The 21,976-nt window shown below is 35.9% G+C and carries 21 protein-coding genes; 9 read left to right on the forward strand and 12 right to left on the reverse strand.

Annotation, left to right across the window (positions count from 1 at the left end):
* Position 1 precedes the first annotated feature (1 nt).
* From AQF98_RS11220 to AQF98_RS11240, 5 genes are all read right to left on the reverse strand, one after another.
* Positions 2-358 carry a DUF4260 domain-containing protein gene (locus tag AQF98_RS11220; protein ID WP_055132021.1) on the reverse strand — a complete coding sequence of 119 codons (357 nt, stop codon included), beginning with the start codon at positions 356-358 and terminating at the stop codon, positions 2-4.
* Positions 358-1,059 carry a CoA transferase subunit A gene (locus AQF98_RS11225; protein WP_055132022.1) on the reverse strand — a complete coding sequence of 234 codons (702 nt, stop codon included), beginning with the start codon at positions 1,057-1,059 and terminating at the stop codon, positions 358-360. The genes AQF98_RS11220 and AQF98_RS11225 overlap by 1 nt, the downstream gene beginning before the upstream one ends.
* Positions 1,060-1,222: 163 nt before the next feature.
* The gene (locus AQF98_RS11230; protein WP_055132023.1) at positions 1,223-2,311 is read right to left on the reverse strand and encodes a sorbosone dehydrogenase family protein; all 1,089 of its coding nucleotides are present in this window, start codon (positions 2,309-2,311) and stop codon (positions 1,223-1,225) included.
* Between the two features lie 313 nt (positions 2,312-2,624).
* Entirely contained in the window at positions 2,625-4,994 is a 2,370-nt protein-coding gene (locus AQF98_RS11235) for an endonuclease MutS2 (protein WP_055132024.1), read from the reverse strand.
* Positions 4,995-5,008: 14 nt separating this feature from the next.
* Positions 5,009-5,488: a DUF4296 domain-containing protein gene (locus tag AQF98_RS11240; protein WP_055132025.1), complete on the reverse strand. Its 480-nt coding sequence runs from the start codon at positions 5,486-5,488 to the stop codon at positions 5,009-5,011.
* A gap of 72 nt (positions 5,489-5,560) precedes the next feature.
* Here AQF98_RS11240 and AQF98_RS11245 point away from each other — a divergent pair, with 72 nt between their 5' ends.
* The 6 genes from AQF98_RS11245 (at position 5,561) to AQF98_RS11270 (ending at position 13,154) form a co-directional block, all read left to right on the forward strand.
* A complete protein-coding gene (locus tag AQF98_RS11245; RefSeq protein WP_055132026.1) occupies positions 5,561-6,259 on the forward strand; it encodes a YggS family pyridoxal phosphate-dependent enzyme in 699 nt (232 codons plus the stop codon).
* The gene (locus AQF98_RS11250) at positions 6,249-6,716 is read left to right on the forward strand and encodes a GNAT family N-acetyltransferase (protein WP_055132027.1); all 468 of its coding nucleotides are present in this window, start codon (positions 6,249-6,251) and stop codon (positions 6,714-6,716) included. Before AQF98_RS11245 ends, AQF98_RS11250 begins: the two co-directional genes overlap by 11 nt.
* Positions 6,713-7,513: a DUF3298 and DUF4163 domain-containing protein gene (locus AQF98_RS11255; protein ID WP_055132028.1), complete on the forward strand. Its 801-nt coding sequence runs from the start codon at positions 6,713-6,715 to the stop codon at positions 7,511-7,513. Before AQF98_RS11250 ends, AQF98_RS11255 begins: the two co-directional genes overlap by 4 nt.
* Positions 7,513-8,787 (forward strand): aspartate kinase, encoded by a 1,275-nt coding sequence (locus tag AQF98_RS11260; protein ID WP_055132029.1) that lies wholly within the window; start codon positions 7,513-7,515, stop codon positions 8,785-8,787. Before AQF98_RS11255 ends, AQF98_RS11260 begins: the two co-directional genes overlap by 1 nt.
* Positions 8,788-8,800: 13 nt before the next feature.
* A complete protein-coding gene (locus AQF98_RS11265) occupies positions 8,801-9,979 on the forward strand; it encodes a class I SAM-dependent methyltransferase (RefSeq protein WP_055132030.1) in 1,179 nt (392 codons plus the stop codon).
* Positions 9,980-10,148: 169 nt separating this feature from the next.
* On the forward strand, positions 10,149-13,154 hold the full coding sequence (locus AQF98_RS11270) for a DUF2723 domain-containing protein (RefSeq protein ID WP_055132031.1): 3,006 nt from the start codon (positions 10,149-10,151) through the stop codon (positions 13,152-13,154).
* 61 nt (positions 13,155-13,215) lie between these two features.
* Here the strand turns inward: AQF98_RS11270 and AQF98_RS11275 are convergent, their stop codons facing one another.
* The 5 genes from AQF98_RS11275 to AQF98_RS11295 form a co-directional block, all read right to left on the reverse strand.
* Complete coding sequence (locus AQF98_RS11275) at positions 13,216-13,413, reverse strand: cold-shock protein (protein ID WP_055132032.1); 198 nt, start codon at positions 13,411-13,413, stop codon at positions 13,216-13,218.
* 88 nt (positions 13,414-13,501) lie between these two features.
* Positions 13,502-14,137: a peroxiredoxin gene (locus tag AQF98_RS11280; RefSeq protein ID WP_055132033.1), complete on the reverse strand. Its 636-nt coding sequence runs from the start codon at positions 14,135-14,137 to the stop codon at positions 13,502-13,504.
* Positions 14,138-14,193: 56 nt separating this feature from the next.
* The gene (locus AQF98_RS11285) at positions 14,194-15,117 is read right to left on the reverse strand and encodes a DUF72 domain-containing protein (RefSeq protein WP_055132034.1); all 924 of its coding nucleotides are present in this window, start codon (positions 15,115-15,117) and stop codon (positions 14,194-14,196) included.
* Between the two features lie 76 nt (positions 15,118-15,193).
* Positions 15,194-16,273 (reverse strand): S1C family serine protease, encoded by a 1,080-nt coding sequence (locus tag AQF98_RS11290; protein ID WP_055132035.1) that lies wholly within the window; start codon positions 16,271-16,273, stop codon positions 15,194-15,196.
* A gap of 1 nt (position 16,274) precedes the next feature.
* A complete protein-coding gene (locus AQF98_RS11295) occupies positions 16,275-16,841 on the reverse strand; it encodes an RNA polymerase sigma factor (RefSeq protein ID WP_055132036.1) in 567 nt (188 codons plus the stop codon).
* Between the two features lie 586 nt (positions 16,842-17,427).
* Here AQF98_RS11295 and AQF98_RS11305 point away from each other — a divergent pair.
* The 3 genes from AQF98_RS11305 (at position 17,428) to AQF98_RS11315 (ending at position 19,887) form a co-directional block, all read left to right on the forward strand.
* Positions 17,428-17,634, forward strand: coding sequence for a hypothetical protein (locus tag AQF98_RS11305; protein ID WP_055132038.1), 207 nt, complete (start codon positions 17,428-17,430; stop codon positions 17,632-17,634).
* Between the two features lie 132 nt (positions 17,635-17,766).
* The gene (gene purB / locus AQF98_RS11310; protein ID WP_055132039.1) at positions 17,767-19,113 is read left to right on the forward strand and encodes an adenylosuccinate lyase; all 1,347 of its coding nucleotides are present in this window, start codon (positions 17,767-17,769) and stop codon (positions 19,111-19,113) included.
* A gap of 222 nt (positions 19,114-19,335) precedes the next feature.
* Entirely contained in the window at positions 19,336-19,887 is a 552-nt protein-coding gene (locus tag AQF98_RS11315; RefSeq protein WP_055132040.1) for a NifU family protein, read from the forward strand.
* A gap of 123 nt (positions 19,888-20,010) precedes the next feature.
* On the opposite strand, the gene AQF98_RS11320 is transcribed toward AQF98_RS11315, so the two are convergent.
* Complete coding sequence (locus AQF98_RS11320; RefSeq protein ID WP_055132041.1) at positions 20,011-20,799, reverse strand: inositol monophosphatase family protein; 789 nt, start codon at positions 20,797-20,799, stop codon at positions 20,011-20,013.
* Between the two features lie 3 nt (positions 20,800-20,802).
* Complete coding sequence (locus tag AQF98_RS11325; protein WP_055132042.1) at positions 20,803-21,957, reverse strand: prolipoprotein diacylglyceryl transferase; 1,155 nt, start codon at positions 21,955-21,957, stop codon at positions 20,803-20,805.
* Positions 21,958-21,976 lie beyond the last annotated feature (19 nt).

The raw sequence follows: 21,976 nt of genomic DNA on the forward strand, positions 1-21,976 counted from the left end.
ATTATTTATTTTTTCCGATAATGCCCAAATGCGTATGATTAAAAGCATTAAAATATTTTAAACCATAACCTAATGCCCTATCCATGCTAGAATGGGCAAATAGGATAATGCCTATAAGTTGAAGAATTGGTGATGATAAATAGAAACCTGTAACAAAAATTGCAATAGCCAAAGCTTTGTGGTGTAAAATGTTATAGAGGATAGCTCCAACTTTAGGGTTAATGATATAACCTAACATACTAAGATCGGGCACCAATAACAATGCAGGAAAAACCCACCACGAAAATGGCAAGTAACAAAACCCAAAAAGCGCTAGTAAAAACATAGCGATCTCTTCTATTGCAACTATTTTTTTCATTAAGCTTTGCTTCTAACGGTTCTTTGCTCAATTCTTTTTTCGTAAGCTTTTCCCTGAAAAATACGGTGTACATAAACACCAGGCGTATGAATTTGATCAGGATCTAATTCTCCGGCCTCTACCAGTTCTTCTACTTCAGCGATGGTAGTTTTACCTGCCATTGCCATTACCGGATTAAAGTTTCTACTGGTAGAACGGAAGATCAAATTGCCAGCTGTATCACCTTTCCAGGCTTTTACCAAAGCAAAATCAGCATCGAAGGCATATTCCATTAGGTAATCTTTTCCGTTAAAATTACGCACTTCTTTTCCTTCTGCTACCTCGGTTCCTACTCCTGCTGGTGTAAAAATTGCAGGCATACCGTAACCAGCTGCCAAACAACGGGTTGCTAAAGTTCCCTGAGGGATCAGTTCTACTTCTAATTCACCACTTAGCAGTTGACGTTCAAATTCTGCATTTTCTCCTACATAAGAAGAGATCATCTTTTTTACCTGACGAGTCTGCAACATTAAACCGATCCCAAAATCGTCAACACCTGCATTATTGGCAATACAGGTTAAATCTTTCACTCCCTTTTTAACTAGGGCTGCAATACAATTTTCTGGAATACCACATAAACCAAAACCACCTAACATTAAGGTTTGTCCGTCATTGATATCTTTAATAGCCTCGTCTGCACCAGCTACAACTTTATTGATCATATACTCTGTTTTAGGGCTAAATTATAAAGTTATTGCACGGCTTCCAAATCGTTTTTTGAACAATGATGATGTAAACTATACACTAAGGCAGAACAAAAATAGCCTCTAAAAATATTTAAAGACTACTTTAGCCGTAATTTTGTCAAATTAAAAACTAGTGTAGCTATTTTGTGATTTCGATAATTTTATCGTTACTTCCGTTACTGGTACAGATATAGATCTTTCCTTCCGGAGATTGACAAACCGCTCTTAACCTACCAAAACTGTTCACATAAAAATCTTTTGTTTCAACAATTCTGGATTGCGTTTCATCTAATTTGAGCTGTACCAATTTCGATCCCTTTAATACGGCTAGCAACAAAGAGTTTTTAAATTGCGGAATATAATTTGAATTGTAATACGTTAAGCCGCTTGGCGCTATGGTTGGTGTCCAATTGATCAATGGTTCTACGATATTATTTTGGGTACAAAAAGCTTGTTCATTGGGCTCATTACAAAAACCTTTCACATTTGGCCAACCATAATTCCTTCCTTTTTCAATTACATTAATTTCATCGTCAGAATCTGGACCATGTTCTGAAGAAAAGATTTTACTACTAACGAGCACTAAACCTTGTGGATTGCGATGGCCTGATGTCCAAATTGGGCTATTGCGATTTGGATTATCGGCAGGAATGGTTCCATCTAAATTTATCCTTAATATTTTACCAGAAATTGAGGTGTTATTTTGTGGTGTTGAAGTATCTGATGCATCGCCAGTGGTGATGAAAAGTTTATTGGCATTGATCAACAATCGAGAACCATTGTGGATAGATGCTGCCGGAATTTGATCTAATAAAATTTGAGGATTATTTAAAGCTCCACCTGAATAAGTATAACGCACAACTTTGCCTTTATAAGTTGTACCATAATTATACACTACATATACATACGGATTGGTAGCAAAATCTGGATGAAGCGCCATGCCCAACAAACCACCTTCACCATTTACTCGAACTTCACTAATAGTGAGTAAAGGGCTTACTGCACCTGTTTGCGGATTTAAGCGACTAATTTTGCCACTCTTTTCGGTCAACCAAATGAACTGATCTGGACCATAAACTATTTCCCAAGGATTAACCAAACCAGACACCAATACATTTGTTTTGAGTGTTACATCTGGTAAGGTTCCTACTTCCTCATTTTCGGAACTGCTCTTTTTACAAGCAACGCATGAAATTGCAATTACAAGGTAAAATAAGAATGTTTTCATAACCCCAATGTTTTAAAGATAACAACATTAGGGTATTTTAGTTTTAAAGTTTGGTTTAACTGGACTTAGGGATAAGAAAATGAGTTTTTATTTTTTTCTCCTCTTTGGTAACTATATTGCTTCGCAGACAAACTTTTTTCCTGTAGATGAAAAAAGTATGCAAAAAAATCCACGGCTGCGCCCTGTTCTTTTAAAGAAAGTACTTAGGCCTATTGCTGCATTCCGAACAGGCCAAGGCCGCTTTTAGTGGAACGTGAGGTGGTGCTTTGGCTTGACATAGTTCCAAGTTTAGGCTCCTTAACCTGAGCTTACATTAGTTTAGGTATACATAAGTAATCCCATCTCCTCCTCTATCGGCATGCTCATCTTCCACTTTGGTTACCTCTTTAAATTTTTTAAGGTAATCTCTAATCAATTTCCTTAAAATGCCATCGCCTTTGCCATGAATTAACTTAACCGATGGAAAGCCCAACATAATGGCCTTATCCAAATAGTTTTCTACTTCTTGCAGGGCATTTTCGCCACGCATACCACGTAAATCTAATTCTGGCTTAAAGTTGGTAATGGCCTCAGAAATACGTCCTGAAAAAGAATTGCTTTGCACTACCTTTTTAGCTTGGCGGTTGCTAATTTTTTGCACTCTATTTTTCTTTACTACAGACCTTAGATCGCCCAAAGCAATAACCAAGTTATCTCTATTAATCTCTAAAACCTGCCCACTGGTTTCTGTATTTACCAATTGTACCCAATCGCCAACCTCTATTATAGAATTGTCTATCTTCACCACAGGTTTGCGTTCTTCTTTCACTTCGTTTTTAACCAAGCTTTTCTGTAGGTTCTGGCGCAGTTCTTTGGTTACCACTTTATCTGCTTGTTTTTCTTTAATCTCAGCAATTGTATTTTCTACCAATTTATTGGCTTCACGTACAATGTTCTGGGCTTCGAGTTTGGCTTCTTTAATCAGTACTTTTTTATTCTCTTCTAAAAACAGTTTGAGTTTTTCATTTTCAGCAACGAGGTTCTTCACCTTGTTTTGTTGATTGGCTAAGGTGATTTTGGTTTCGTGAATTTGTCGTTTTTCTTTCTCCAAATCAACCAATAAACTATCAATACTATTCTGGTTGGTTCCTGTCTTCTCTTTGGCCAATTGCAATACTTCCTTTTGCAAACCTATATTTTGAGCAATTTCAAAGGCGTAAGAACTTCCTGGCTTACCAATATCCAAAATGTATAAAGGCTTCATTTTTGCATTGTCAAACAGCATGGATGCATTTTCTAGACCATCTGTATTTCCGGCAAACAACTTCAGGTTAGAATAGTGGGTTGTAATTACACCACGAACTTTTTTATTGTTCAATACTTCTAATACTGCTTCGGCCATTGGCCCACCAAATTGCGGATCAGTTCCGGTACCAAATTCGTCTATTAACACCAATGTTTTGGGTGAGGCATGTTCCACAAAATAACGCATTTTGGTTAAGTGTGCACTGTAGGTACTCAAATCGGATTCTATTGATTGGTCATCTCCAATGTCTGCAAAAATCTGATCAAAAATACCCATTTCACTGCTCTCATCAACAGGCACCAATAAACCTGTTTGCATCATCATCTGCAACAAGCCTACTGTTTTCATACAAACAGACTTTCCCCCGGCATTTGGCCCAGAAACCAATACAATCCTTAAATTTTCATTGATATGAATATTTAAAGGCACCACTGTCTTTTTTTCTAGCGCAAAAGAAAGCAACAATAAAGGATGGCGGGCATTGGTCAACCTAGTTTTAGGTTCTTTTAACAACACTGGCATATTTGCCTGAATATCAATAGCAAACAAGGCCTTAGCCCTAACAAAATCAAGCTTAGTTAAAAAACCATGGTACGACAACAATAAAGGCGTGTATGGCCTCAATTCGTTGGTCAAAGCAATCAAAATCTTAATGATCTCTCTGCGTTTGTCGAATTCTAGGTCGCGAAGTTTATTGTTTAAGGTAAAAACTTCTTCAGGTTCTAAATAAACCGTTTGCCCACTGGCAGATTCATCATGGATAAAACCTTTCAGTTTTCTTTTATTTTCTGCTAAAATAGGAATACACATTCGCCCATCACGGATAGTTAAACTTCCATCGGCCACCCAATTTTTACCAACTGCCATTTTATAGATGGAGTCCATTCTTTTGCGAACTTCTTGCTCGCCTTTGGCAATTTCAGCGGTAATTTCTTGTAATGTTGGCGAAGCATTTGGTTTCAATTTCCCCTTAGGGTCTAAAACTGCTTCTATTTTTTTAAGGATATTTCTTTCGATGGGCAAATGCTCAAACAGCGCCTCTAAGTTTGGATAGATTTCTTTTCTTTCGTCAAAAAATCTAATCACCGAAAATACGGTCTGTAAAGAAGCATAGATCTGGAAGAGTTCTTCTTCCATTAAATAAGTTCCCTCTACCCTAATTTTATCGGCTAGTGCCTTAATGTCAAAAAAGGTACTGATCTGTAAAGGTTCCTGGTTTTCTAAAATACTCTTGAATTCGTGGGTTTGGCGAAGAAATTTATTGATCTGATCATATTTGGTCATCACCTGCATTTTATTCACCAATGCTTGCCCCATTGTACTTAAACAATGTTGATGAACCATTTGCCTCACTTCATTAAAACCCAATCTCTCTTGGCAATTTTCTGGATATAACATACTTTATACTGGTGTTAGTGCACTAAAAAAAATGGGTTTGAACCCACTGCAGGTCCTGTACGCTTTGCCCCTGCATTTTGAATATCTAAATATTTTATAACCAACAATGGGTTCTGTTGTGCTGCAAGCCTTTCTTGCTCTTTTACCGATTCTGCATTAACCATTTTATCATTTTTTGCTTTTTCTTTAGCAAAGGTTTTTTCTACTTGTTGGTAAATTTTTTCCATGATGTCTGGATGGTCGTAATAATAATTCATGCTTTTAGCATATAAAGCAGAATCAATACTAAATTTTTTATAAATGCCCTTATAGTAAGCCGAAGCTACCAATGTTGCAGAATCTTTTTTAGCAATTGTGGTAACGTAGCCATCTACTACATGCACATCAAATAATACTTTCTCCATTTGATCTGGCTGAATGATCTCTTTAGGGATGCCTGGTTTACAAGCATATAATAGCATACAAGATATGATGATGGCAAAAAATCTCTTCATTATTTACAAAACCTTTCTTATTTCTTAGTCAAATTGAGCTAAGGTTATTAATTTTACCAAAAATACTGATAAATGAGCATTGCAGATAACTTATTGAAATATAAAAATGAATTAGATTCAGCGGGGGTTAAGTTGGTAGCCGTTTCTAAAAACCATCCAGCAGAAGCTATATTAACTGCTTACAATGCAGGTCAAAGAGTTTTTGGCGAAAATCTGGTACAAGAGATGGTGGAAAAACAAGCTCAACTGCCACAAGATATTGAATGGCATTTAATAGGTCATTTACAAAGCAATAAGGTAAAATACATTGCTCCTTTTATTAAATTGATCGAATCTGTAGACAGTCTAAAACTCTTAAAAGAGATTGACAAACAAGCCGCAAAAAACAACAGGGTAATTGATTGTTTGTTACAGATTTACATTGCCGATGAGGAAACGAAGTTTGGCCTGGGCTTTGATGAAGCTATTGAACTATTGCGTTCGGAAGAATTTACAACTTTGAAAAATGTAAGGATCATCGGTTTAATGGGCATTGCCACCAACACCGCCCTTGATGGACAGACAAAAGCAGAATTTCAGGAGTTGAAAGTACTTTTTGATGGCATTAAGCTGAGCTTTTTTAGAAAAGAAGATAGTTTTAAAGAAATTTCTATGGGCATGTCTTCAGACTACCAAATTGCCGTTGAGCAAGGAAGCACCATTGTAAGGATTGGAAGTAATATATTTGGTAAAAGGGTAATTAAACATTGGAAAACAGCAGATGGAAATTAATTTAAGAGTAGCAGTAGAAAAAGATTGTGTTCGTTTACTCGAGCTGATTAATGAGTTGGCCCTTTATGAAAAAGCTCCTGAAGAAGTAACGGTAACTTTGGCCGAATTTATTGATGCAGGATTTGGAGAAAAACCGGTTTGGAAAGCTTTTGTTGCAGAAGAAAATGAGGTAATTATCGGTTTCGCCTTATTTTACACCAGATACTCAACCTGGAAAGGTTGTCGTTTATACTTAGAAGATTTTATTGTAACCGAAGCTTACAGAGGAAAAGGTGTAGGTAAAATATTATTTGAAAAGGTAATTGAAGAAGCTAGAGACAACAATTACAACGGTATGACTTGGCAAGTGTTAGACTGGAATGAACCTGCTATCAATTTTTACAATAAATATAACGCTTATATAGAAAATGGTTGGTTAAATGCATCATTCTCTAAAGCACAAACAAAAAGCCTATGAAAAAATTAGCCCTATTTTTTATTGCAGCAAGCATCTTTGTAGCTTGTACCAATGAAAAAAAAGATACCACTGCTAGCGGTGATGCTAAAGTTGATACTTTAACTTATAAATACGATTCGGTTAAGGTATATAGTAAATACGTTATTAAGGAGGATAAAAATACCGATACAGCAAAAGCAAGTATCAAATATCCTATTTTTGAAAATAAAGACCTCAATACTTATATCAACAGACAAGTGCTTGATTATTTCTCGAAAGAAGATCAAGCTGTGAGCTCTTATCAGGATATTGTGAATAGTTTTATCAAGGGATATGATAGTTTTTATACCGAAAATAAAGACACGCACCAATGGTGGTTTTTACAGATTGACATTAAGGTATTGAGACAAACTTCAAATTACATCGCTATGCAATACATGCACTCAGATTATGCTGGTGGTGCGCATGGCATTACCAATATCTCGTATATCAATTACAACCCAAAAACCAATCAGCCCATTACCTTAGATTCGCTGATTGACGCCAGTCAAAAACCTAAGTTGTTGAGCATTGCCGAAGGCATTTTTAGAAAGAATGAAAAATTAAGTGCAACAGCACCATTGGCCGACAAATACTTTTTTGACAAAGGCATATTTGCCTTGGCCCAAAATTTTTATGTAAGCGATAAAGGCTTGGTATTTCTTTATAACCCTTACGAGATTAAAGCCTATGTTTTTGGTACAACTGAATTGATTGTTCCATTCTCTGCTTTAAAAGAAATTGCTAAACCCCATACCATTTTAACATCAACAAATTAATGCAAGTATTTAAGTTCGGAGGCGCGTCGGTAAAGGACGCAGAAGGTGTTAAAAATTTAGCCAAAATTGTCCAAAATTATCCAGCTAACAATTTATTGATCGTGATTTCTGCCATGGGAAAAATGACCAATAAATTAGAAGAATTAACTTGGGCCCATGTAAATGGAGACGAACGCTCTCATCAATTATTTGAAGAAATCAAAGCTTATCATTTCCAAATCATTACCACTTTGTTCGAAGATCATCAAAACCCAGTTTACGATGATGTAGCGAACACATTTGTAGAAATTGAATGGCTCTTAGAAGAAGAAGCAAATGATAGTGCTGATTACCTGTACGATCAGATTGTATCTATCGGCGAGCTGGTTTCTACAAAAATTGTGGCCGCCTACTTAAATTTAGTGGGTTGTTTTACCATTTGGGCCGATGCCAGAAGTTACATCAAAACAGATAACAATTACCGCGAAGCCAATGTAATTTGGGATAAAACCGAGCAAGAAATCCAAAAGCACCTGCCTACTTATTTAGACAAGGGAATTGTGGTTACCCAAGGCTTTATTGGGGGCACCAGCGAAAACTTTACCAGTACTTTAGGTAGAGAAGGGTCTGATTATTCGGCAGCTATTTTCTGTGCTTGTTTAAATGCAACTTCAATGACCATTTGGAAAGATGTACCAGGCGTACTCAATGCAGATCCAAAATGGTTTGATGAAACGGAGAAAATTCCAGAGCTCTCCTATCACGATGCCATAGAACTAACTTATTATGGTGCTACGGTAATCCATCCAAAAACCATCAAACCTATTCAAAATAAAAATATTCCACTTTATGTGCGTTCTTTTCTTCAACCAGACGTAGAAGGAACCGCCATTACCGGAATAGCTACACCTTTACCTGTACCCTCTTTCATTTTTAAGGTAGATCAGGTTTTAATTTCGATCTTTCCTAAAGATTTCTCTTTCATTATTGAAGAAAACCTAAGCCATATTTTCAATATCCTTCACAAAAACAAGGTAAAAGTAAATACCATGCTCAACTCTGCCATTAGTTTTTCGGTGAGTGTAGACAATGATGAGGCGAAGATTAAACAATTGATTGAGGATCTATCTGAAACCTTTAAGGTAAAATACAACAAGGGCTTAGAGTTGGTTACTATTCGTTATTACAACCAACAAACTATTGATCGCGTAATTGTAAACAAAGATGTACTATTGGAAGTAAAGAGCAGACATACCTGCCAGATTGTGATGAAAGATAAGCCTCAAATTGCTTAATTAAATAGTGGGGATGAATGAAGCACTTTTAGCCAAACCAGTACAAGCATACATCAATGCAAATTTAAATGCTGATGTAAACAAGATCGCTTTGGCTAAACCTGTTTTCGAAAATGTAAGCGCTGCTGAACTGGCCGGACAAATTGCCGCTAAAAAAAAGTCCATTAACAAACTTCCAACCTGGTTTAATACAGAAGGGATTTATTATCCAGCCCTCCTATCAATCGAGCAATGTTCTTCTGAATCTACGGCTGCTTATAAAGCTAATTTGGCTATCGGAAATGCACTAATAGACCTTACCGCAGGATTTGGCGTAGACAGCTACTTCTTTTCAAAAAAAATTGACCATGTATACAGTTGCGAAATCAACCCCGAATTAGCAGCAATTACCATACATAATGCTCAAATTTTAGGTAGCAACAATATTCACATCTTGGCTGAAGATGGCATTACATTTCTACAAAATACCCATTTAAAGTTTGATACCATTTACATAGACCCAGCTAGAAGAAGCCATAGTAATAAGGTTTTTAAGTTAAAGGATTGCACCCCAGATGTTACTGAACATTTAGCCTTATTTCTACAAAAAGCACAACGCATCATTATCAAAACTGCGCCACTTTTAGACATTAGCGCAGGTTTGAGCGAACTTAACCATGTAAGCGAAATCCATATTGTAAGTGTTAAAAATGAATGTAAGGAACTACTTTGGGTAATTGATAGAAACCATACCGCCGAAACCCAAATTATTTGTGCTACAATTAATGAAAATGTAAAAACCTTTGCCTTTCCAATTGGCGAGCTCAAAACAAAGCTAGAGATGAGCAGTAACGCACCTGCTGGTTATTTGTACGAACCAGATGTTGCCCTTTTAAAAAGTGGAGCATTTAATCTCATTGCTACAAAATTTGGATTAGAAAAACTGCATCAACAAAGTCAATTGTATTTTGCCCCAGAAATTAAATCAGATTTTTTAGGTAGGATTTTTGAAATCGAGTCTTTACTCAGTTTAAATGAATTGAAAAAAGAAAAATCTTTAAAAGGCAATGTAATTGTTAGAAATTTTCCAGAAAAAGCTGAAAATCTGGTTAAAAAATATAAAATCACTTCAAGCCATGATGACTTTCTCATTTTCACGCAGTCTCAAAACGGCTATATGGTAATTAAAACAAAAATTATCCAACATTATTAGTGTAGTCAATAACTAATGGTTTAAATAGGTTGAGTACAATTACCATGAACCAATGAACTATTGACTAACGAACCATTGACCAATAAACAATTTTAACATTCTTTAACATCTTTTAACAGCATAGCAATAAGTGATGAGGTATTTTTGATTAGACCCTAAAACTCATCTCATGAAGAAATTCAACAGCATTAACACCATTTCTGGTTTTGTTATTTTTGCCTTTGCCACCATTGTTTATTGGTTGTGCATGGAGCCCACCCTCAGTTTTTGGGACTGTGGCGAATTTATAGCTGCCGCCTTTAAGTTAGAAGTAGGTCACCAGCCAGGTGCCCCATTATTTTTAATGATCGGCAAATTATTTTCGCTTATGGCAGGCAACAATACGGCTAAGGTTGCCTATTGGGTCAATTTTGTTTCCGTAATTTCTAGTTCGGCTACCATACTTTTTTTATTTTGGAGCATCAATGCCATTGCACTTAAAATTGTAAAAAGAACCACAGAAAATCTATCAACACTTAACATCTGGAGCATTATTGCCGCTGGTGCCGTGGGTGCACTTGCTTATACATTTTCAGATACTTTTTGGTTTTCGGCTGTTGAGGCAGAAGTTTATGCTATTTCTACGCTGTGTACTGCCATTGTATTTTGGGCTATTTTGAAATGGGAAGAGCAGATGAACGACCGATGGTTATTGTTTATTGCCTTAATCATTGGCTTGTCTATTGGTATGCACCTGTTAAGTTTATTGGTTATTCCGGCCATTAGTTTGGTTTATTATTTCAGAAAAACAGACAAACCAACATTTTGGGGTACCACAAAAGCCTTTTTAATTGGTTGTTTCTTATTGGGCATTGTCCAGTTTGGAGTGATCCAATATGTGGTGTTATTTGCTGCAAAAGCAGATTTATTGTTTGTCAATTCATTTGGAATGGACTTTGGTACTGGTGCCCTCCTATTTATCATCTGTTTATTTGCAGGTTTAGGTGTGGCCATTTATTACAGTATCCAAAAGAAACTGTATCGCCTAAATTTAGGTTTGTTGATGTTTACTTTAATTTTATTTGGGTTTAGTTCTTATTTCATGATCATTATCAGATCTAATGCCAAACCAAATATCAATCTCTCTAGTCCAGATAGCCCAATGTCTTTACACGGCTACTTGAGCAGAGAACAATATGAAGAAAAACCTTTGGTTTATGGCCAATTTTATAATTCGAAACCTATAGACAGCAAAGAAACTGGCTTAACTTACCGCAGAGGCGATAAAAAATATGAAGTAAGTGGAAAAACCTACAAAGGCATTTACGACAATAACACGTTTTTTCCAAGAACCTATAGCAATAAACAGCCACACATAGACTTTTATAAAAGTTGGATGGGATTAGGTGATGAACAGACACCTACATTCTGGCAAAATGTTGGCTTTTTCAATAGCTACCAAATGGGTTTTATGTACTGGAGGTATTTTTCATGGAATTTTATTGGCAGGCAAAATGATGAGCAAGGGCAAGGTGCCATCCATCAGGGAAACTGGGTAAGTGGGATCAAACCAATTGATGCCTTACATTTGGGCAACCAGAGCAAGTTACCAGAAAGTATTACCCAAAATGCTGGTAATAATCTATTTTATGGGCTCCCTTTAATTTTAGGCCTTTTAGGCATTGGTTACCTCTTTAAAAAAAACAGAAAAGATGGTTTAGTAGTTGCCACACTTTTCTTTTGTACCGGTATTGCCATTATTTTATACATTAACCAAGACCCATTGCAGGTTAGAGAACGTGATTATGCTTATGTGGGTTCTTTTTATGCTTTTGCCATTGTGATCGGAATTGGGGTATTGGCTGTAAAAGACATTTTAGCTCGTATTTCGTCAAATAAAATGAGCCTTGTTGTTGCCACAGCTACATGTATGTTAATTGCACCAGTTTTAATGGCGGTACAAGGCTGGGATGACCACAATAGAAGCGGAAAAACAACTGCGCTTGAAATGGCCAAAAATTACCTTAACAGCTGCGAACCAAATGCCATTTTGTTTACCAATGCAGACAATGATACTTATCCATTATGGTATGCCCAAGAAGTGGAAGGTATTCGTACCGATGTAAGGGTGGTGTGCTTGCAATTCCTTTCCACCAGTTCGTATATCGATCAGATGAAAAGACAGCAAAACCTATCTGCTCCGCTACCCATTAGCCTAAAAAATAGCCAGTACAAAGATGGAGTAAGAGATTACTTACCATATGTTGATTATGGCATTACCGATAGTGTTGAGCTTGGCGATTTGCTTTCTATCCTTACTTCTGATAACCAAGCCGATAAAATACAGATGAATGACGGCAGTTACGAGAACTTTATGCCTACACGTAAGCTCAAACTGAGCATCAATGCTGATCAAATTATTGCTACCAAAACAGTAGCTGCTAGCGATAAAGATAAAATTGCCACGCAATTGGATTGGGATTTTAAAGAAAAATATGTGTTTAAGAAAGATTTGGCCATGTTTGATATCATTGCCAACAACAATTGGAAAAGACCAATCTATTTTTCTGTTGGTGTTTCTGAAGATACTTATATGGGCTTAGAAAAATACTTATATCAAGAAGGCTATACTTATCGCCTGTTGCCTTTAAAACCAGACCCTAAGGTAGATAAATTGGACAAAACCAATACAGCCTTGGCTTATCAACATTACCTAAATTTTGAATTGGACGGTTTTAAAAATGCAAAATACCTGGATCCAGAAAGCAGACGTATTTTATCAGGAACTTGGAGTTATGCCAATACCTTAACGGCTAACCTGCTCCAAGCCAATCAAATTGCTCAGGCAAAGGCAGTCGTTAACAAGAGTTTAAACAAGTTACCATTAACCAATTCTTCAATTTCTGATACGTTGGGTAAAATCTCTTTGGTTCAAAACCTTTATTATTTGAAAGATGAGGGTAAAGCAAGCCAGATTGTTAAAACAACCTCGAAATATTTGGCACAAGAATTTGATTATATTTTATCGTTAGAGCCAAGCCAGCAACAAGCTTTTATCAACGACATTAGAAGAGGTTTTTATGTTTTACAAAACCTAGATCAAATCACAGACATGCACAATCAACAGGCCTTGAGCAAAAGCCTAAAAGAACAGCTTAAAATTTATGAAACGAGATTTGCCAATAGCTTAGGCTAAACAAAAAAGCCCTAGATACAAAATCTAGGGCTTTTTTATTGGAAATTTTATATGTACAGAATTAAGCTTTTCTAACCTTTACTGCCTGTAAACCTTTTTTACCCTCAGCGGTTTCAAATTCTACTTCATCGTTCTCTTTAATCCCTTCAATACCACCTTCTACATCTTTAAAGTGAACAAAAATTTCTTTATTGCCATCATAAACAATAAAACCATAACCTTTTTGGCTATTAAACCATTTTACTTTTCCGGTATTCATAAAACTGTAATTGTATTGAAAATTAATTTAATTGTTACTGAACTAAAGTTAATTACAAAAAAATTGAAATAAAATAATTATTTATAATTTACTTATTAGGCTGTGGTGTGGTTCTTAAATAAGGTTTGATCACCGTGTGCCCTTTTGGGAAACGCTCAGGAATATCTTCTGTCTTGATGCTGTTCATCACAATCACATCCTCGCCATCTTGCCAATCGGCAGGTGTGGCTACGCTATACTGTGCTGTTAATTGCAATGAATCAATCACTCTTAAAATCTCCACAAAATTCCTTCCTGTAGAGGCTGGATAAGTAATCATTAGCTTAACCTTTTTATCAGGAGAAATCACAAACAATGAACGTACAGTCATCGTTTCCGAAGCGTTTGGATGGATCATATCGTAGGCATCTGCAATTTTCTTATCCTGATCTGCAATAATCGGGAACTCTACATTGGTGTTTTGCGTTTCGTTGATATCGCTGATCCAACCTTTGTGCGATTCTGCCGAATCAACACTCAAAGCTAAAACTTTAACATTTCTTTTGTCAAATTCTGGTTTTAGGGATGCGGTACGTCCCAATTCTGTAGTGCAAACAGGTGTATAATCTGCCGGGTGCGAAAATAATACGCCCCAACTCTCGCCTAAATAATCGTAAAAATCTATTTCTCCGATAGAAGTTATCGCTTTAAAGTTCGGTGCTGTATCTCCAAGTCTTAAACTCATGGTCAATTGTTTTAAATCCTAAAATTAATATATGATTTGAAGTTACAAAAACTCCATTAGAATAATCCTTTATCGGGTGTAATAAAATTTATCCGTGACAAATCGCTACCTAAATGCTTATTAAACTCTTGGATGGTATAATCTGCAATTAATGGGGTATCGGCCTCATCATGTTGGTGCAAAAAGAAGTATACTTGTTGTAATCCTTCCGCTAACCATTGTTTAATCCGCACTACCCATTCATCAACTCTGGCTTTATCAGAATCTAAATATTTGCCACCATTGCCTACAAACCTGATAAAAGCTTCTGGGGTTGGCAATTCCATATGTACACAATCCCTCCTCCCACTGGCATCTGTAATGGCTGCTCCTTTACCCACTTTTGCCAATAGGCTGAACAATTGTTTTTTATGTTCACCAATAAACCAGTCTTTGTGCCTCACTTCAATAAATACCTTTAAATCTTTTGGTAATTTTTCGAGATAACTTTCTAAAACATCGATATTATTTGGTCCAAAATTATCGCTTACCTGCAAAAAACATGGGCCTAAATATTTACCAAAAGCAGAAATAGCCTTGATATATTCGTCTGTTAAATAATCGGTGTCTTTTAAACGTTTGATATGGGTAATCGTTCTAGAAAATTTAGGGCAAAACATAAAATCGCCTTTGGTATTGGCGTCTACCATTTCTTTCCACTTTAAAATCTGCTCTTCTTTGGGTACACTGTAAAATACGGCATTCAACTCAATCGAATTAAAGTGTTTCACATACTCGCCCAAAAAATCTGCTTCTTTGGTCTTTTTTGGATAGATGAGTTCTTTCCATTCTTTTCTGCCCCATTTGGCACAACCTACATAATAAGCAGGCTGAGCTACAGGCGCTAAACCTTTTAAAGTCAACATTGTTTGCTCGCCATCAGCAGGTAAGGTAAAATCAATGTGTTTGATTTCTTCTTCGGCAACTCTACCAAATTCCATATCAGTTTGTTTATAAATGAAAAACCCCAAAACTTAATTAAAGTTTCAGGGCTTTCAAATTTATAATTATTTAGAGTTAATTATATACTTTAACCATAAAAACGTAATCCTGTATTTTTTCTACCTGTTTATTACGTTTTAAACCTTGTAAAGAGCTTCTTTTACCATAAGCTACTCTTTTACTTAACGAATCTTGAGGAATTGCATTTAAAGCCTCCATGATATATTTAGATTTTACCGCGAAAGCAGCGCCATCTGTTTTATTTTCTTTGCCATTGATCACTCCTACAATGTTGCCATTGTTATCTAATAATGGTCCACCACTATTACCTGGGTTTACAGGAATAGCAATCTGATAGGCTAAAGTATCGCCATTGATACCTGTTTTAGAACTCACATAACCATCTCCCAAAACTGCATCATCTTTTGAATAGCCTAAAGTATATACTGGTTCGCCGATACCTGTGCTTGATCTTTTGATATTATAAGGTAAACTACCTAGGTTACGGAAAGATTGATCAATAACCCTTAAGATGGCAATATCATTTGCTGCATCTGTAAAAAAGACTTTAACCTTAAAAGAAACACCTTTGTTATTTTGGATATATAAAGAATCAGCGTCTTTAATTACATGGAAATTGGTTAAGATATAACCATTGCTTGAAATGGCAAAACCAGTACCTCCATATTTTGCTGGAGTGATATTTGTTTTCTGCGAATTGGCCTTAATGTCTCTGATTAAACTATTTTGTGATTTTTTAATCTGCGATACATCTCTATTTAAGGCTTCAAAACTGCCTTCTTGTTTATTCTGGTTTAAAACCACTACACTTACTAAGATCAAGAACGATGCAGCAACGGCAATAGCAGATTTATAATTATTCCAGAACCTTACAATTCTAGATGAGTGTGGTTTAAGTTGGGCACTTAGTGAAACTACATCAATTTGATCATGTGCAGCATCCATTTGTTGTTTCAACAATAAAACATCGGCATATTGTTGCATCGACTCTAAGAAAACCTTGTGGGCAACAACTTTATGGTCAACAATTGGATCATTACTCCTCAATTGCTCAAAAGCGGCTTGCTCTGCAGGATTAAGTTTACCATTTAAGTAATCTTCAATAATCGATTCTAATTGTATGTCGTTTCTCATTTTAGGATTGAAAAAATAACTTCTTTAATCTTTGTAAACACTTATACTTCTGTGTTTTGGCATTATCAGTATTGGTATAGCCAAATTTTTCACAAATATCCTGCATTGATAAGTTATGGATATAAAAATCCTGGATTATCGTTTTGCAAGGTTCGCCCAAATTCTCTAGGGCCACTTTCATCTTGTCAAACTGCATGTCTTTTTGTTCATGCTGTTCTATATCTTCATCTACTGCCAGCACATCTTCAAAATCGGCGATGTTATTTGTTTTTTTGCTCTGCTGTGCTAATTTTTTCAACCAAATGCGTCGGCTTACCGAGTACAAATAGGTTTTTAATTTACTGCTGAGCTCAAAATTGCCGCTTTTAATTTTGTTATATAATACAATGATCGCTTCCTGATACACATCTTTTGCATCGTCTTCATCACCGTTATTATTCAATATAAATTGCAAAACCATCGGAAAATACCCCGTATACAACTTATTTAGCGCTTCTTCTGAGTTGTTAAGTATACCTAATACTACTTCTCTATCTGTTGGAACTGAACTGCTTAACTTAATACTCACCAATTAATACATTTAAACGTGAATGGTAACCCAATGATAGGCAAAAAAATTATTTTTTGTTTTAAAAAGACGTTTCCCATGGTTGTTTCTCTTTTCAACAGCACAAAAATAGTTCCATATTATTCCATCATCTTTTGCACAAAAACATCATCCGTTAATACCTGCAAATTGCAAATGGTAACCTCTAAAATTTAAATATATATTTCAGGTCACCTTTTTGTTTTTTGTGCATTAAGTTTAAAAATCAACAATCATTAATTTAAAAATTTTAAAACACTACCTATGAAAAACTTATTTAGATTTAGCCTTTTGGCCATCACTTTTATCCTAATTTTATCTTCATGTCAATTCTTTGGTAACAGTCCGAAAGCGGGAGTTGTAGACTCGAATAAAGTAGACTCTTTGAAGCTAGATACCTTAAAACAAGACACTTCTGTAGCAAATAAAGCAATCGTAAAGCCTGATTCCATAACACAGAAGCACTAAACGAAAATAATTTTAACTTTTTTTCACATTTGCGGGTTACCTTTTTAACTTTGCAGTATTAACATGTAAAATTAATTAATTATTTAAACAGAAAATTAAAATGAAAAATTTCTTCAAATTAGGCTTTGTAGCTTTAGCATTATCTTTATCAGTTGTAGCTTGTAACTCTGAGAAAAAAGCAGACGCAACTGATTCTCCAGCAGTTGATACTAACGCAATGGCTCCTGACACTACTAAAGCTGATACTACTAAAGCTGATACTACTAAAGCAGCAGCTGATACTACTAAAGCAGCAGCAAAACACTAGTTTCTAGTAAAACTTATAAAAGAGTCCTGGCAATTTGTCAGGACTTTTTTGATTCCAGACCTTTTTATCAGGGTTTAACTACCATAAATGCCTGATAAATGTTAACTTTGCGGCTGTATCAATTTCAATTCAATGAATTTATCTCCGCTCCAAGCTATCTCTCCAGTAGATGGCCGTTATAGAAAGACAACTGTTAAACTTGCCGACTATTTTTCTGAATCTGCTTTAATCAAATATCGCGTTTTTGTAGAAATCGAATATTTCATTGCACTATGTGAAGCTCAAATTCCAGGTTTGGAGTCTTTTGACAAAAATTTATATACCAAACTTAGGGCAATTCATCAAAATTTTAACGATGCCGACGCACAACAGGTAAAAGATACAGAGAGCATTACCAATCATGATGTAAAAGCTGTAGAGTATTTCATTAAAACAAAGTTCGATGAACTGAACCTACAACCTTATAAAGAGTTTATCCACTTCGGTTTAACTTCACAAGACATTAACAATACCGCCATACCTTATACCTTTAAGCTTGCCCTTGAAGAAAGTTACTATCCTGCAATTGCAGATTTGATTGAAAAAATAAGTGATTTGGCTAAAGAATGGGAAAACATTCCTTTATTGGCCCATACGCATGGTCAACCTGCCTCTCCAACTAAATTGGGTAAAGAGTTTATGGTTTTTGCCGAGCGTTTAAATATTCAATTGCAAAACTTAAAAAACATTCCGAACAATGCTAAATTTGGTGGTGCGACAGGAAATTTCAATGCACACCACATTGCTTATCCTCAAACCAATTGGGTTCAGTTTTCAAACAATTTTGTGAATGAAATTTTAGGGTTAAATCGTGCTCAATACACTACGCAAATAGAACATTATGATCAATTTGCTGCACAATGTGATGCTTTAAAACGAATTAACAATATCATTATCGATTTAGACAGGGACATTTGGGCTTATATTTCTAAAAATTATTTCAAACAAAAAATCAAAGAAGGCGAAGTTGGCTCTTCGGCCATGCCACATAAGGTAAATCCTATCGATTTTGAGAATGCCGAAGGAAATGCCGGAATTGCCAATGCTTTGTTTGAATTCTTTGCTGCTAAATTGCCAATTTCTCGTTTACAAAGAGATTTAACAGACTCAACAGTACTAAGAAATATTGGCGTTCCGATGGCTCATACCATTATTGCCATTAGCTCTACTTTAAAGGGTTTAAATAAGATTATCTTAAACAATGAGGCTATTGAAGCTGATCTAGAAAACAATTGGGCTGTTGTGGCAGAGGCTATTCAAACGGTATTAAGACGTGAGGCTTATCCAAATCCATACGAAGCTTTAAAGGCATTAACCCGTACCAATCAGAAAATTACTGCACAAACCATGGCTGTATTTATTGATGAATTGGACGTGAATGATAGCATTAAAGCAGAACTAAAACAAATTACACCTTTTAATTATACTGGGATTTTTTAAGTTTTAAGTGGTACGTTATAAGTTCTAAGTAGTAAGTGTTAAGTGGTCCGTTATAAGTTCTAAGTAGTAAGTTTTAAGTAATAAGTTATACGTTTTAAGTGGTGAGTTTTGGCTTTTAAATGGTGTGTTTAAAGGCATCATTTTATAAATGACCTAAAACAGACAACCCTTAGCTACATTTGGTAGTTGAATTAATTATTTTTGTAGCATAAAATTATAGACATGACTATTAACGTATATACAGAACTAACTCCTAATCCGGCTACCATGAAGTTTATGGTGAATAAACTTTTAATTAACGGTAGTGAGGATTTTGCGACGAAAGAAAGTGCCGAGCACTCTCCTTTTGCTAAAGAACTGTTCAAATTCAACTTTGTTAATGGCGTATTTTTTGCCAGTAACTTTGTAACCGTTACTAAAACTGAAGATGCTGAATGGACAGATATTGAAGCCATTTTAAAAGAATTTGTTAAAGGTGCTGTAGAATCTGAACTTAAAATAAAAGAAAATACCGCTGATGAAGCTCCTAATTTTGAAGGATCTGACCTAGAAATTAAAATTCAGCAGATCTTACACGATTATGTTCGCCCTGCTGTAGAGCAAGATGGTGGAGCCATTAGCTATAAATCATTTGATGAAGGTGTGGTAACTGTAGAATTGAGAGGTTCTTGCAGTGGTTGTCCTTCTTCTACCATTACCTTAAAATCGGGTATCCAGAATTTATTGCAAAGAATGGTGCCAGAAGTTAAAGAAGTAGTTTCTGAAGCACTATAATTGCAAGATTCAATAGAAATAAAAAAGTCGTAACCTTTGGTTGCGACTTTTTTTTATTCTATTATTTTGTTTCGTGTCGACACGAAACAAAAATGGGTCGGGATTTGAAATCCCGACCAACACTTAAAAGTATTTTTTGATTGTCGCCAAAATCTCTTCGGTAACCAGATTATTGGTAGCCAACACTTCCCGTGTTTCTAAAAATTCTTCTCCACCTGCAAAGTTCAAGATGGTACCTCCTGCCTGTTGCACCAAATAGGCACCTGCTGCAACATCGTACGCATTTAAGTTGTATTCAAAGTAAGCATCGAAACGCCCACAAGCCACATAAGCTAAATCTACGGCCGCAGAGCCAATTCGCCTTAGTCCATGACACTTCTGCATCATTTCGGTAAATAATTGAATGTATTGTGGTTGTTTATCGAATTGGTAATAAGGAAATCCGGTTGCCAACAAACATTGTGAAAGATCTGTAGCTTTAGAAACGCGAATTTCTTTATTGTTAAGATAGGCCGCTCCTCCCTTATAGGTAAAAAACATTTCTCCCCTATTGATTTCGTATACTACACCAATTACGGGCTGTCCTTCTTCATATAGCGCAATACTGATTGAATAGGTTGGAATGCCATGGATAAAATTGGTTGTCCCATCTAAAGGATCAATGATCCAAGTAAAGGTTTTACCTGTTACATTAACCGTTTCTTCTTCTGTAATGAATCCAGCTTCTGGCAACAGCTTGGTTAAGTTTCTGACCAATTGTTTTTCAGCATTTTTATCTACATAAGACACCAGATCATTCAAACCTTTGTATTCTATCGATTTAGCCTCGAATGACATCGATTCTTTACGAATAAAATTACCTGTTAAGCGGGTAATTGCAATTACTTTTGAGCACAATAATTCGTAATCCATCTGCTAGTAGTTTGCATGTTTCTCTTTGTTCTTGATAGAAAATACAACAAGTAATAATCCACAAATGAATAAGATGGTTGAGATTAATTCTGCTTGTGTAAAAGGAATGCCAGCTACTGTATATTTTGAGTTTACACGGATCAATTCGATAAAGAAACGTTCTACACCATTCATCATCAGATAGATTCCAAACATCATGCCTGGTAAATTAATTTGGCGACGAATTTTCCATAAGATCAGGAATAAAATGAAGGCGACGATCACCTCATAAATTGGCGTTGGATATACAGGCTGTGGCAATTCGTTACAAAACTTGCCTACACAATTGGCCATCCGTACTCCTTCATTAGCCACATTATTGGGATAGGTATAAGCCCACAACCAGTCTGGCAACCAACTAAAAGGTTTTGGGTTTAAGTTGACAATACCCCAATCGCCATCTCCAGACATATGGCAGCCAATACGGCCCACGCTATAAGCTAACATCATACCTGCTCCACCCACATCAAGCATGTGTAATGGTTTGATGCCATTTTTTTTAGCGATATACAAAACAGCTGCTCCACCACAAATTAAACCTCCGTAAAAGGTTAAACCACTAAATGATAGCAAACCTCCTATCGGATCTTGGATAAAAGTATCCCAATGTTCTAGGTTGTCAAAAATTTTGGCGCCCAAAAAGCCCCAAACTGCTGCCCAAACAATTAAATTGCTCATCAGCTCATGCGGACGAACGGTAACTTCTACCGTTTTTGGCTTAGGTAATTTTGCTTTTTCTTTCTCTCTGTATTCCCAATAGGCAAATAATGCTGCTAATGCAATACCACCTAATATATTTCCTTTTGTAGAGAGCAAAACAGTTTGTGCATCGCTTACAAAAAGTTTGTAGTTTAATAAGGCATAAATTAATTTATAACCAACCAAAAAACCGAAAAAGGCATTGGTTAATAAGCTTACGATATGTGCAGGCTCGCCAATGGTTACTTTTCTTTTTGTTGGATGCAATATCCCCAATGCTTCTTTTCTTTTTAGCTCTTCAGAAAAAGCCCAATAACCAGCTACAAAAGCTAAGGCAACAAAAACACCAAAAGTGTTAAATGGAAGTGGCACATCAATGCCAAAAAGATAGTTTAAGAAATGGGAAACGGTAGGAAACATAGTCAAAAGTTTAGGCGAA

The sequence above is a fragment of the Pedobacter sp. Hv1 genome, assembly GCF_001412215.1.
Lineage (GTDB): Bacteria > Bacteroidota > Bacteroidia > Sphingobacteriales > Sphingobacteriaceae > Pedobacter.

Bases quoted from the DNA above. Each gene is read 5' to 3' on its own strand.
- AQF98_RS11230 (WP_055132023.1), bottom strand. From the start codon at position 2,311: ATGAAAACATTCTTATTTTACCTTGTAATTGCAATTTCATGCGTTGCT.
- AQF98_RS11225 (WP_055132022.1), bottom strand. From the start codon at position 1,059: ATGATCAATAAAGTTGTAGCTGGTGCAGACGAGGCTATTAAAGATATC.
- AQF98_RS11260 (WP_055132029.1), top strand. From the start codon at position 7,513: ATGCAAGTATTTAAGTTCGGAGGCGCGTCGGTAAAGGACGCAGAAGGT.
- AQF98_RS11275 (WP_055132032.1), bottom strand. From the start codon at position 13,413: ATGAATACCGGAAAAGTAAAATGGTTTAATAGCCAAAAAGGTTATGGT.
- AQF98_RS11265 (WP_055132030.1), top strand. From the start codon at position 8,801: ATGAATGAAGCACTTTTAGCCAAACCAGTACAAGCATACATCAATGCA.
- AQF98_RS11235 (WP_055132024.1), bottom strand. From the start codon at position 4,994: ATGTTATATCCAGAAAATTGCCAAGAGAGATTGGGTTTTAATGAAGTG.
- AQF98_RS11290 (WP_055132035.1), bottom strand. From the start codon at position 16,273: ATGAGAAACGACATACAATTAGAATCGATTATTGAAGATTACTTAAAT.
- purB (WP_055132039.1), top strand. From the start codon at position 17,767: ATGAATTTATCTCCGCTCCAAGCTATCTCTCCAGTAGATGGCCGTTAT.
- AQF98_RS11325 (WP_055132042.1), bottom strand. From the start codon at position 21,957: ATGTTTCCTACCGTTTCCCATTTCTTAAACTATCTTTTTGGCATTGAT.
- AQF98_RS11320 (WP_055132041.1), bottom strand. From the start codon at position 20,799: ATGGATTACGAATTATTGTGCTCAAAAGTAATTGCAATTACCCGCTTA.
- AQF98_RS11270 (WP_055132031.1), top strand. From the start codon at position 10,149: ATGAAGAAATTCAACAGCATTAACACCATTTCTGGTTTTGTTATTTTT.
- AQF98_RS11255 (WP_055132028.1), top strand. From the start codon at position 6,713: ATGAAAAAATTAGCCCTATTTTTTATTGCAGCAAGCATCTTTGTAGCT.
- AQF98_RS11315 (WP_055132040.1), top strand. From the start codon at position 19,336: ATGACTATTAACGTATATACAGAACTAACTCCTAATCCGGCTACCATG.
- AQF98_RS11280 (WP_055132033.1), bottom strand. From the start codon at position 14,137: ATGAGTTTAAGACTTGGAGATACAGCACCGAACTTTAAAGCGATAACT.
- AQF98_RS11220 (WP_055132021.1), bottom strand. From the start codon at position 358: ATGAAAAAAATAGTTGCAATAGAAGAGATCGCTATGTTTTTACTAGCG.
- AQF98_RS11245 (WP_055132026.1), top strand. From the start codon at position 5,561: ATGAGCATTGCAGATAACTTATTGAAATATAAAAATGAATTAGATTCA.
- AQF98_RS11240 (WP_055132025.1), bottom strand. From the start codon at position 5,488: ATGAAGAGATTTTTTGCCATCATCATATCTTGTATGCTATTATATGCT.
- AQF98_RS11305 (WP_055132038.1), top strand. From the start codon at position 17,428: ATGAAAAATTTCTTCAAATTAGGCTTTGTAGCTTTAGCATTATCTTTA.
- AQF98_RS11250 (WP_055132027.1), top strand. From the start codon at position 6,249: ATGGAAATTAATTTAAGAGTAGCAGTAGAAAAAGATTGTGTTCGTTTA.
- AQF98_RS11285 (WP_055132034.1), bottom strand. From the start codon at position 15,117: ATGGAATTTGGTAGAGTTGCCGAAGAAGAAATCAAACACATTGATTTT.